Genomic DNA, 12,316 nt, shown 5'->3' on the forward strand with positions numbered 1-12,316 from the left:
ATTCTGAAGATGGCAACCGTACCTAATGTTGACAATAAGCGCTATCAAGGTCTGATTATTTCAATTGCACTATTTTTATCTCTAATCGGTGCTTTGCTAGCGTTTACGTTTTATACCTCAAATTTATTAGAACGAAACACGGCTTTAATTGACCAAACTAACCAAGTTGCAAACAGTGCACAGGCGGTAATTAAAGATCTTTTCGATTTAGATAGTAGTTATGGTGAGGATACTAACTCTCCCCATATACAACGAGTGCTAAGTCGTTTAGAGCAAAACACAACGTTGATTACCAACTCTATTGCAGCGATTGAGCAAGGTGGCACGATCACAGATGCAGAAGGTAATAGCTATGACTTGCCAAAAATTGATGGTAAAGCACAAACCAATATTGCTGCGGCCAATGAGCAATGGAAAGCGCTAGAGCCTAAGATTCAAACATATCTAAAAGATGCTGATAATATCATGGTAACGTCTGCTGATGAATTGACGCAGGCCGTTGAACAGGCGAAGACATCAAGTTTATTTATTAACGATTCTTTGGATAATTTGACAAAAGATGTGTTCGATAGTGCACAACGTCAAGCAACTACCATTCGTCTTATTCAGGTGCTTGGTGTTGCCGCTATCTTTACCTACTTCCTAATCTTCGTATTCTTCTTTGTACGTCGTCTACGTGAGACGGATGCTGAAGCACTTGCCGCTCGCCAAGAAACGCAAGAGATTATGGAAACAGTAAATACAGGTCTTTTCCTACTGGATAAAAACTTGAATATTGGTCAACAGCATTCTCGAGCGCTGAACAATATCATCGGCTCTGATAGCTTGGCAGGGGAAAACTTTACCAATGTCTTGCGTGGCCGTATCTCTGATAAAGACCTCAAGACCACACAGCAATTCATTGAACAGCTCTATAACCCTCGCGTTAAAGAAAAATTGGTAGATTCACTTAACCCATTAAACAAAGTCATGTTGCATAATTTGTCTGAAGACAAGAGTCTTGATAACCGCTTCTTAGATTTTAAATTCTCACGTGTTTATGATAATAAAGACATTGCTCGTATCTTGGTCAACGTGAATGATGTATCAGATGCAGTCTACTTAGAACAGCGCCTAGAAAAAGAGCGTTCGCAAAACGATATGCAAATTGAGATGTTAACGACTATCTTGAATGTAAATCCAAAGATTATTAATGAGTTTATTGGTAATACCCAAGCGCATATTGAGAAGATGAATAACATCTTGAAAAATCCTGGTAGCTCACAATACGAGCTTGAAGGTAAATTAAAAGCTATTTATCGTGAAATGCATAGCTTAAAAGGGGAAGCATCAGCACTAAAACTACACAGCTTTACGAAGATTGCTTCTGATGCTGAAGACAAGTTACATGCATTGCAAAACCAAGGTCAGTTATCTGGTAATGACTTCTTACCATTGGCGGTACATTTGGATGACTTGCTTAGCTTGTCGAATACGATTGCGACATTGGGTGAGCGTATCAACCGCTCAGCACCGACAGCAGCTAAGTCGTCAACTGTACAAGCACCAGTCACTACTCAAAATCCAGTAACAGACCATGCAGCTAGCAATGCTGACTTTGATGGTGGGCTAGATATCGACTTAGACAATGAAGCAGATGACGATTTATTGTCTTTTTACAATGAATTTACAAAAGAGATTGCTGCAAGACAGGGCAAGCAAGTACAGCTAAAAAGTACGACGCTAACCCAAACCAGTATTCCAGTGCATCTTGCAAAGCCAATCAAAGAAATCAGTATTCAGTTGCTGCGTAATGCGGTGGTACATGGTATCGAGTCGCCAAGTGTGCGTCATACTACTGGCAAAACTGACGTTGGGACCATTGATTTGGAAGTGCAAGACAACGGTGCAAACTTTATGCTGGTTGTTCAAGACGATGGACAAGGTATCAACTATGACAACATCCGTAATAAACTGATTCAAGAAGGTCGTTTCGGTACGGAAGAGGCAAATCAGCTTAGCAAAGGTGACTTGCTCAAACAGCTGTTCTCTTCTGGATTCTCTACCAAAGAGCATGCAGATGAAGACGGTGGTCGCGGTGTCGGACTTGATATCATCAAAGCAAAAGTAAAAGAGTATGATGGCAAGCTTAACGTAAATAGCGAGCTAGGTCAGATGACACGGTTTGTCATTACTTTACCTAAAGCTTAATCAAAATAGTAATTATATTGTCAGGGACGACAAGCACTTCATTAAAGGTAGTAGATAAGTTATGCATAAGTTAATGATTGTTGATGATTCAAATATTATTAGAAACCGTATTCAGCGCGCATACGATTCAGGAAAGTTCATGTTGGTTGCAACAGCGACCAGCGGCGTTCAAGCCATCGAAAAGTTCAATGTCCACCGTCCTGATGTGATCACCATGGACTTAACCATGCCACAAATGGATGGGCTAGAGTGTATTGAAAAAATCATCGCGATTGATCCTGAAGTACGCATTTTGGTTGTATCAGCGTTATCGGATAAAGCCACCGGCATTGAAGCACTGTCGTTAGGTGCCAGCGGCTTTTTGTGCAAGCCTTTTTCGGAAGAGGAGCTTGTAGAGTCTTTGTATGAGCTGATGCAAGACTAATACCATTCATCGACCAAAGCAGATGTCATTATGAAAGAGCAAAAGCTACAGATTTTTTTAAGTATTATTAGTAATTATTTTGACCAGTTTGGTGGAGAAGAGCTTATTGCTGATACTCCTTACTTACTAGAAAACAAACAGCCAAAAGTCCACGATTATACGGGCGTGATTGGTATATCTGGTGGCCAAAAAGGCGTGGTGTATTTTTCGGCAACGCGTGACTTGCTGTCTTCAATCTTAGACAGCATGGGCGAGACCGATAAAAGTGAAGAGAACTATGTAGATCTGGCTGGGGAAGTGGCCAATACCATCGCAGGCAATGCACGCAAAGAGTTTGGCTCAGAGTTTCATATCTCTGTACCATTTGTGTTCAAAGGTGCGCCGCAAAGTATTGTATTGCCGAACGATGAGCGTTCTTTTATTATCCCCATCACTTGGCATTCTCAAGTAGGCGAGATTGTGGTTTGTTTGCAAGATTAATGCTGCCACGTAATACAGATGGATATTAATATATTATGGTTAAAGTAGAAAAATTGGGTGTGTTTCTAAGCTCGATCAATGCGTTTTTTGCGCAAATCGATGGCTCGGAAGTGTCAATTGATACCCCTTACTTGAACAACAACAAAAGCGCGATTGGCTTTGACTATAGCGGTGTCATTAAGATATCAGGGCCTTTAGAGGGCTGCGTCTATGTCAGTGCACCAAGCGTGATGTTGCGAGAAGTCATCAAAGTGATGGGCGAGCCTGACTCTTCAATCACGATGATGAAAGATTTGTTGGGTGAAATGGCCAATACAATCTCAGGTAACGCTCGGACAGAGTTTGGTTCAGAGTTTATTATCTCTCCGCCGCACATTGTAGAGAGTGCGCCAAGCGTGTCTTATTTGCCTAAAGATCGTCAAAGCTATATCACACCATTTACGTGGCGTGGTTACAAGGCGGTCATTGGTATTTGCATTGCATAAATTATAGTCAATCACTCTATAAACGAGTGATAACTATAAAAGAGTGACAGTGTTGACCTTGCTTGAAAAACAGCTGTTAAGAAGATAATCATGAAAAAAGCGATGCAATTGTGTCGCTTTTTTTGTTTTATTATAGCCATAGTTTGTTTTTATCTTATTGATACGCTACAAACAAATTGCTGGAGATTCCAAGACGTTATGTGATAAAATACAGCGCAGCTATTTTTTATAATTCACTTTATAGTTTAGATTTGGGCATTTGCTTTAATCTAGCGATAGCTTCTTTTTTTAAACCAACCAATGACACACACATCATGGCAAAAAATTGCTGGGTGTTTGGCGACTTGATTAATTTGTGATCTGTTAGTGCTCTACTAATGAAAACTAACTGGTAGCAGATGCGTGTCGCTAAATAGGCTGTTTTTGTGATGTGGAGGCATAACCCAACCAATAGGATATATTCTCATGGCTACAAAGAATCCAACCAAAATCGAAATGCGCGACTTACTACAAGCAGGCGCTCACTTTGGTCACCAAACACGTTTTTGGAACCCAAAAATGGGTCCATACATCTTTGGCGCACGTAACAAAATCCATATCATCAACTTAGAGCACACCGTAAAAGCATTCAACGAAGCGTTGACTTACGTAAACGGTCTAGCTGCTAAGAAAAACAAAGTATTATTTGTTGGTACTAAACGCGCTGCAAGCGGTATCGTACGTGAGCAAGCAGCTCGCGCTGGCATGCCATACGTTGACCATCGCTGGTTAGGTGGTATGTTGACTAACTGGAAAACTCTACGCCAGTCAATCAACCGTCTAAAAGAGCTAGAAAAGCAAGCAGAAGACGGTACTTTCGCTAAGCTAACTAAGCGTGAAGCGCTAGAGCGTACTCGCGATATGGAAAAACTTGAGCGTTCACTAGGTGGTATCAAAGACATGGGCGGCCTACCTGACGCTATCTTCGTAGTAGACGTAGATCACGAAGCTATCGCTATTAAAGAAGCCAAGAACTTGGGTATCCCAGTTATCGGTATCGTTGATACTAACTCTAGCCCAGACAACGTTGACTACATCATCCCAGCTAACGATGATGCTATCCGTGCTGTGACTTTGTACGTAACTTCTATGGCTGATGCTATCATCGCTGGTAAAGAATACGCACAAACTCAAGCTGGTGGTAAAGCTGAGCAAGCACCTGCTGCAACTGAAGAAGCGCCAGCTGCAGAAGAAGCTGCTGCAACTCCAGCAGAATAAGTAGCTGACTTAAAAAGTTTAACTTTGTAAGGATGTTTTGATAGTGTATCTATCAGCATCCATATAATGTTTTGAACAGCGTATAAGCTCATAATAGGCATGATGTAGTTTTACTCGTCATGCCTTGTTATTGAATAAAGCCTTATTAATAACGCCATGCGTATAAGCGAGTAGCTATTGGGCGAGTATTATCATTCCTACTGGTCATATCGCTATATTGTACAGATGTTATTTGTTTGACATCATTGATGGCTATATTAGTAATCGTTCAAGATGAGCTGTCTGCTAGATTTTAAGTAATACCAAGATATCGAATAGAAATACAGCACTCCTATACATAACTATACTAAGGTGACTCTTATGACAGAAGTAAAAGTATCTGCCAAAATGGTAAAAGAATTGCGTGACCGTACTGGTCTTGGCATGATGGAATGTAAAAAAGCGTTAGAAGAATCAAACGGTGATGTTGAAGTTGCCATTGATAACCTACGTAAATCTGGTCAAGCTAAAGCAGCTAAAAAAGCGGGTAACATCGCAGCTGACGGCGCTATCATCATCGCTCAAGGCGAAAACAAAGCATTCTTGTTAGAAGTTAACTGCCAGACTGATTTCGTTGCAAAAGATGACAGCTTCACTGCATTTGCAGAAAAAGTTGCTAACCTTGCGCTAGAAAATAACGTAACTGACGTTGCTGCTATCTCTGAATTGTCTTATGGCGAAGGTCAGACTGTTGAAGAAGCACGTGTATCACTAGTACAGAAAATCGGTGAAAACATCCAGATTCGCCGTGTTGAAACCCTTGAGGGTGCTAACATCGCTGCATACCGTCATGGTTTACGTATCGGTGTAGTTGTATCTTATGAAGGTGGCGACGCTGACACTGGTAAGAACCTTGCTATGCATATCGCTGCATTTAATCCTGTCGCTGTAGATGACGAAGATGTTGCTGCTGACGTATTGGCACGCGAAAAAGACATCATCGAAGCAAAAGCTCGTGAGTCTGGCAAGCCTGACAACATCGTTGAAAAAATGATCGAAGGTGGCCTACGTAAGTACCTAGACGAAGTAACTTTACTACGTCAGCCATACGTTATGGACAACGACAAGAAAGTTGGCGAAGTCCTAAAAGCTGAAGGCGTAAAAGTACTTGGCTTCAAACGTCTAGAAGTTGGTGAAGGCATCGAGAAGAAGCAAGAAGACTTCGCTGCTGAAGTTGCGGCAACTCAGGCTGCTAACAAGTAAGCACCAAATAGTGTTGGACTAGGCTGTGAGTCCTTAATTGTGGCTTACAGTTTGGCTTTATCACTCTTAATGCATCAAGATATAAAGCATCATGATATAAAGCGTCCAGACATAAAAAAGCCCATTAATTCGTTAATGGGCTTTTTTATGTTTGGATCTTAGGTAATTGACTTAGCGTAAAGCCGCATAGGCTGAGTTGGCATAGCTGGCACTATTCACATTGCTGCTGGTACCATAACTGACATTTTGTAAGCCATTACTTGTACTGGGGCTACTGGTTTGATTGTTAGCACTGATACTCGCACCAAACAGTCCTGCATCGTTCTTATACAAGCTATGATAACGGCTCATCACTCTTTGAACATAGTTACGTGTTTCTTTGAATGGAGGGATGCCACCGTATTTATCGACATTGCCTTCACCGGCATTGTAGCCTGCGACAGCATGTTCGACGTTATTGTTGAAGCGGCGCATGAGCCACGCGATATATTTGGCTGATCCTTCGATATTATCTGCAGGGTTCCAAGGGTTGCTGACATTGAAACGGCGCGCAGTCGCTGGCATTAACTGCATCAGGCCTTGTGCGCCTACTGGTGAGCGTGCATTTGGATTAAAAGCTGATTCAGTGTGCATCATTGCTTTCATCAGGGCAGGGTCAACACCGTTGCGCTCAGCGGACGCACGAATGTAGCTGTCGTAAGAGTTGCGACTTCCGCTGTTGCTAGCGGCACTGCTACCATAGCTATCGCTGCTTCCGTCATACATCTTAGAGTCTTTATAATAAGTTACTTTTACTTTTTTCGTAAACTTATCAAAATTTCCACTAGGATTGACGTTGGTCAACAGTACTTGTCCACCTTTGTCTTTGTAGATATACATATTGCCTGCATTGGCAGCGACAGAAAAGGTCGAAAGAGCAATGGCACTTAGTAAAAGGGGAGATAAGCAGCGAGTCATCAAAGTAGCCGTATTTATCATAGTAAAATCACTTTTTATCGAATAACAGCAAATTATTTTGCCTATATATGCGTTGATTTAGGCGCTTAAGCGGTTACTGATTTCGCAAAATTATTTAGCCCACTGTGAGGACAGCAGCTTAGCAATTATCACTTTCAATAAGGAACCACTTGCAATAGATACAAAAAATAATAGTTGCTTACTATAACATATAATAACTTTTTGACGCATCAGATTGACATATTAAGTTGTAAAATCAGATTTTTATTATTAAATAACCTTAGATAAATCAATATACTAACTTTTCTAAGTGACTTAATGAGCCATTTGTAGTGGGTTTTTTACGCTTATGAATTAATATAAATAAAGTGTCTCAATTTTTTAAGAAATAATAATGACATTTGAATAATCGAGGTGATTTTCAATCTGACATTAACAGTAGATAAGCCTATTAATGGTTAGGTTTTTAAAAATATAAGAGTAGTTTAGGTAGGCTTTCAGTGATGACTAGATACCGATAGCACTGATAAAAATAGGCACCCAAACCGCGGTAACCAACCCGTTCACTGCCAAGCCAAATGCAGCATAACGTCCTGCTGTATGACTGATTTGCCAAGCTTCTACTGTACCAAACGCGTGAGCCGCTAACCCCAGTGCTAGACCTTTAGCACGGTCGTCATTGATACCGCGGAACAAAAAGCGAGCGACCGTACCACCTATCAGACCTGAGACGATGATAATTAGGTTAGCCATTGCCAGTGGTGCTTTGATTAAATCTGCGACACTCAAGCCAATAGGCGTCGTAACAGAACGGGTAGCGAAAGCCAATAGGGTCTCATGACTGAGCGAAAATAAATAGGCCAGTGACATAGGCAATAATGCGCCAACGACACTAGCAATAGCGACAATTAGAGTGAGTTTTTTGACTGGTAAGCCTTTAAAATTCATCGCCGCCAATGGCACAGCCAGAAGTACTGTCACATATCCCAACAGATGGTCAAATACAGGTTTTGCCGCGCTGTAATAGTTGTTGTAATCCCACTGCAGTACAAATAGGAAAACAAGTACTAGGACAAGTGCGGTAATGACCATCGGTAGCCATGATAATTTACGTGCCAATACACGTGCAATTACGTGTGCTGCTAATGTCAATAATATTGCGGCTAGGGTTGCCATAAATACGCTGTCAAAAGTCATAATATTTCTCCGCAGCTCACGGCTGTCCCTTTTGCTCAGTGGTAGTCGTACTATCAGTGTTTGCAGCGTGATTGAGCCAACGATTGGCCAATAATGCTAGTCCCCACAGCGGTATGAGCGTACTAACGATCATCGTTATCATCACACCCAATAGCTCATCTCCTAGAGCAAATAGCAACAAGCCTGCACCAGCAGAAACTGGTAAGAAGGCAAAACCACTATCGACTAGCAATGTATTACTGGCCTGTGTGAGCCAGCTCGGTAACCCCTTGAGCAGTCGCCACGCCATCAAAATGACAAACATCGCAACCAAACCGACAATATTGGCCGCTTTTTCGATGCCTGCCATTTGACAGAGAACAACCGCCGTTTCTCGAACAACGATGACCATGGTCAACGTTAGAATTAACGCAAGCCATAGTGGGAGATGGGGAGAGTGAGCAGGCTTCATAAGCAATTCTGGCCAAGTCAGATATAAATGGATGGTGTACCAAACAAAGTATGTGATCACACCAAGAACACAACGTAGAAAATGATGCTATGCATACTGATGGTAGCAATGATTCACTTTCGAGAGATTAGCGCTATCTATCAATATTTATTGAATGTATAACAGGCGATTATATAGAGAGTGGGGCAACTAATAAAGCCTATGCACCGTGACTGGTCATATCCAAAAAAAATAGACGATATCAATGGATATCGTCTATTCTATTTTAACGTACTATATAAGGGTTTGTGATCTAACAGTATGAATCAAACGTTCATTCAACTACTGTCGCAAATGACTCACTTTAACAATAGTTCTTATTTTGCAGAAATGATCATTATTTTTCTGAATCAGCTGTTTCTGAGTGTAATGCATCAAACTCGTCAAACGCCTTTTCTTCAGCCTCTGTCATGGTTGGCTCTTCAACGTCGTCAACCTTCTCAAACTCTTCGAGTACCGGCATCAGTAGTGTTGCTTGTGCCAGCGGCAACACATCGATAGGTTTCAAGTTAGCTTGACCCAGTAGCTGTCTTAGACGGTCACTTGGCAAACGAATCGTCAGACATTCACGACCCGTATCGTCATAGCTTTCTTCTTCAATAACGCCCAGTTCATATAGAGTGTTTTTGAACTGTCCAGCATCATACGGCAAGGTTAAATCAAACGTCGTCAGTTTACCTGTCAACAATTGCTGTACGGCAAGCGTTAGCTCCTCCATGCCGAGGTTCTGTCTAGAAGAAACATAGACGCGGTTTGGCTGACCTTCGCTAGCATAGCCGATATGTGCAGGCTCATCAGTCAAATCAATCTTATTATACACATTGAGCACAGGTACGTCGTTATCGATTTCTGCCAATACTTCTTTGACCGCCTGAATCTGCTCGTGCATGTCTTCGCTAGAGGAATCAATGACGTGCAATAACAAGTCTGCTTCTAACGTTTCTTCTAGGGTTGCATGAAAAGACTCAACCAGCTCATGCGGCAGATGACGGACAAAACCTACCGTATCAACCAATACTACACGCCCCACACCTTGCCAGTCTAAGCGGCGTAGCGTTGGATCGAGTGTCGCAAACAGTTTATCAGCGGCGTAGATGTTTTCATCCACCAAGCGATTAAATAAAGTGGACTTGCCCGCATTGGTATAACCAACAAGTGAGATAGTTGGTACGTCTGATTTTTGGCGACGGGCTCGACCTTGCGCACGAGTTTGTCTGACTTTTTCTAATTTACTCTTTAACTGATTGACGCGAGTCTGCAATAGACGACGATCGGTCTCAAGCTGGGTTTCACCCGGTCCACGCAGGCCAATACCACCTTTTTGACGTTCCAAATGCGTCCAACCACGTACCAGACGTGTTGATAGATGGTTAAGCTGAGCCAGCTCTACTTGCAGCTTACCTTCGTAGGTACGGGCACGCTGCGCAAAAATATCCAAAATCAAACCAGTACGGTCTAACACTCGGCATTTCACTAGCGCTTCGATATTACGCTCTTGTGAGGGCGACAAACTGTGGTTAAACAGTACGATGTCTGCTTCGTGTTCGCGTACTAGTTCTGCGATTTCTTCTGCTTTTCCGCTACCAACGAAGTATTTGGCGTCAGGGCGTGAGCGTGATCCAGTGACTAATGCCAAACGATCGGCACCTGCTGAGTCAGCCAACAGCTCAAATTCACTAAGATCATCAGGATCTTGAATTTGGCGGATGTCTAAATGTACTAAAATGGCGCGTTCGCCACCTTCATGTCTTTCAAAATAATCCAAAGAGTATCACCTATTTAATAAAGTAAATGTCTCGCCATAATCAGCTCAAGAAGCTTTGACGTAGCGTTCATGTGATTATCTATATATGGTCTTATCACTTGATATTAAAGCGTATTAGCATAATTAGCGATAGTTTTATGTTACAGCGTTTGCTGCGGATAATTTTTTATAAATCTTCTTTATTACCCGTTTGTATAAAAGTCAGCACTCACTGAGTGAACAAGCTATCACTGAGTGTGCGAACTTTGTTATACTGGGCTCGTTTTTTGACTATTAAACACCCGTTATTTAATCATGAGGGCGAAGATGAGCCAAGCTAAATCAAGCTTTTCACTCAGACGACAGTTGAGTCGAGGTAGACAGGTTGCTGGTATGACCACGACTATGGTCGGCGGCATACGCGCGGCGAAGCGTATCGGTGCCTTTAAGCAGCCACCACGCGAAAACCTACCACGCTATATCCAGACATTCTGCCGCAAGATGGCAGGCTCTTTTGGTGTAAAAGTAGTAGAAGTGGAACCTGTAGAGCAGTTCCATGGCTTGTGGGTATCGAATCACGTGTCATGGATGGATATTCCTGTCGTTGGTACTGTGAGCCCAGCGTTCTTTTTATCCAAGGCTGAAATCGGTGAATGGCCTGTATTTGGCAAACTTGCCCATGCCGCAGGGACGCTTTTCATCGAGCGTGGCTCCGGTGATGCAAGCTCAGTATCGGCACAGATTGCTGACTTTTTAGCCAAAGGTTTTTCGATTATTTTCTTCCCTGAAGCGACCACTACTAGTGGTAAAAAAGTAAAGCGCATTCATGGAACATTGCTGCAAGCAGCCATTGACGCTGATGTGCCTATCAGACCGATCATCATCGCTTATGTCAATAAAGACGGCACACTAAGCGACGCATTGCCATACTATGGTAAGCTGACGATGAAAGAAAGTATGAAAAAAGTGCTCGATAGCAAAAACGTGACCGCTTATGTATTGCCACTCGCGCCTATAGATCCAGAGGGTCGTAACAAGAGTGAGCTGACCAATTTATTGCAAGCACGCATGAATGAAGGGTTGGCTGAGCTGCACTCAAGAGTACTTAGCGCACCAGTTGAAGACTGATTACTTATAGTTGAGCTAGTTAGAGTTGAACTAGTGTAGCTAATCTCACCCAGTCAATAAAAGGGCGCAAATCGAAACGATTTGCGCCCTTTCTTATAGGAGATTTAGGGAGTTTCCTAAAAACTGTGTAACTGCTTATAATCCATTAACAGGAGAATAAGCAATGACTACTCAATCTGACATTAAAAAACTGGCCGAGCAAATGGCTGGTAGCATGAAAAGCTTTGATAACATCAAAGACTTTCAAAAGCAGCTCATGCAATCCTTTATCGATACTGCCTTGGAAGCCGAGATGGAAGACCATCTCGGCTACCCCAAGCATGAGAAAGCAGATAAACCAAACAAGCGCAACGGACACACTAAAAAGACCGTCCGCAGTGATACAGGCGATCTTGAAATCTCTACCCCAAGAGACCGTGATAGCAGCTTTGAGCCTGTACTCGTTAGTAAGCATCAAACCCGTATTAGTGGCCTTGATGACAAGATCATATCGTCACTACAGGCATAGCCTTCCGTCTTGCGCTTCGGGCAAGTGTGCCCCACACACTTGCTTATCCTCGCTCATACGCCAAGGGTCAAACCACCACTGAGATCGTAGAGAGCATTAAAGAGTTCTACGATGTCGATATCTCAAGCTCTCTTGTCTCAAGAGTCACCGATAACATATTAGAGGACATCACTGCTTGGCAGAACCGGCCGCTGAGCAGTGTTTATCCTATCGT

The 12,316-nt window shown here is 42.5% G+C and carries 11 protein-coding genes and 1 pseudogene; 8 read left to right on the plus strand and 4 right to left on the minus strand.

Features of this window, described 5'->3' with window-relative positions; translation table 11 throughout:
* Window positions 1–9 precede the first annotated feature (9 nt).
* The 6 genes from ACQKCG_RS09185 (at window position 10) to tsf (ending at window position 6,078) form a co-directional block, all read left to right on the plus strand.
* Window positions 10–2,190: an ATP-binding protein gene (locus tag ACQKCG_RS09185; RefSeq protein WP_134292626.1), complete on the plus strand. Its 2,181-nt coding sequence runs from the start codon at window positions 10–12 to the stop codon at window positions 2,188–2,190.
* A gap of 61 nt (window positions 2,191–2,251) precedes the next feature.
* A complete protein-coding gene (locus ACQKCG_RS09190; RefSeq protein ID WP_057758425.1) occupies window positions 2,252–2,614 on the plus strand; it encodes a response regulator in 363 nt (120 codons plus the stop codon).
* A 30-nt stretch (window positions 2,615–2,644) separates the two neighbouring features.
* Window positions 2,645–3,094 carry a chemotaxis protein CheX gene (locus ACQKCG_RS09195; protein WP_057758427.1) on the plus strand — a complete coding sequence of 150 codons (450 nt, stop codon included), beginning with the start codon at window positions 2,645–2,647 and terminating at the stop codon, window positions 3,092–3,094.
* Window positions 3,095–3,129: 35 nt separating this feature from the next.
* Window positions 3,130–3,579, plus strand: a complete 450-nt coding sequence (locus ACQKCG_RS09200) for a chemotaxis protein CheX (protein ID WP_057758429.1) — start codon at window positions 3,130–3,132, stop codon at window positions 3,577–3,579.
* Window positions 3,580–4,044: 465 nt separating this feature from the next.
* Window positions 4,045–4,836: a 30S ribosomal protein S2 gene (rpsB, locus tag ACQKCG_RS09205; protein ID WP_057758431.1), complete on the plus strand. Its 792-nt coding sequence runs from the start codon at window positions 4,045–4,047 to the stop codon at window positions 4,834–4,836.
* Window positions 4,837–5,196: 360 nt separating this feature from the next.
* Window positions 5,197–6,078: a translation elongation factor Ts gene (gene tsf, locus ACQKCG_RS09210; RefSeq protein WP_114701165.1), complete on the plus strand. Its 882-nt coding sequence runs from the start codon at window positions 5,197–5,199 to the stop codon at window positions 6,076–6,078.
* A 171-nt stretch (window positions 6,079–6,249) separates the two neighbouring features.
* Here the strand turns inward: tsf and ACQKCG_RS09215 are convergent, their stop codons facing one another.
* The 4 genes from ACQKCG_RS09215 to hflX form a co-directional block, all read right to left on the minus strand.
* Window positions 6,250–7,056, minus strand: a complete 807-nt coding sequence (locus ACQKCG_RS09215; RefSeq protein ID WP_134292627.1) for a lytic transglycosylase domain-containing protein — start codon at window positions 7,054–7,056, stop codon at window positions 6,250–6,252.
* A 486-nt stretch (window positions 7,057–7,542) separates the two neighbouring features.
* Window positions 7,543–8,232, minus strand: a complete 690-nt coding sequence (locus ACQKCG_RS09220) for an LrgB family protein (RefSeq protein ID WP_101204237.1) — start codon at window positions 8,230–8,232, stop codon at window positions 7,543–7,545.
* A 16-nt stretch (window positions 8,233–8,248) separates the two neighbouring features.
* Window positions 8,249–8,683, minus strand: coding sequence for a hypothetical protein (locus tag ACQKCG_RS09225; RefSeq protein ID WP_057758440.1), 435 nt, complete (start codon window positions 8,681–8,683; stop codon window positions 8,249–8,251).
* A 376-nt stretch (window positions 8,684–9,059) separates the two neighbouring features.
* Entirely contained in the window at window positions 9,060–10,487 is a 1,428-nt protein-coding gene (hflX, locus tag ACQKCG_RS09230) for a ribosome rescue GTPase HflX (RefSeq protein WP_057758442.1), read from the minus strand.
* Window positions 10,488–10,793: 306 nt separating this feature from the next.
* Between hflX and ACQKCG_RS09235 the strand changes: the two genes are divergently transcribed.
* Together ACQKCG_RS09235 and ACQKCG_RS09240 are read left to right on the plus strand one after the other, a co-directional pair.
* On the plus strand, window positions 10,794–11,594 hold the full coding sequence (locus tag ACQKCG_RS09235) for a lysophospholipid acyltransferase family protein (protein ID WP_134292628.1): 801 nt from the start codon (window positions 10,794–10,796) through the stop codon (window positions 11,592–11,594).
* 163 nt (window positions 11,595–11,757) lie between these two features.
* Window positions 11,758–12,316 (plus strand): annotated as a pseudogene (locus ACQKCG_RS09240) (transposase); the annotation flags it as partial.

The sequence above is a fragment of the Psychrobacter sp. NPDC078929 genome, assembly GCF_050267985.1.
GTDB lineage: Bacteria > Pseudomonadota > Gammaproteobacteria > Pseudomonadales > Moraxellaceae > Psychrobacter.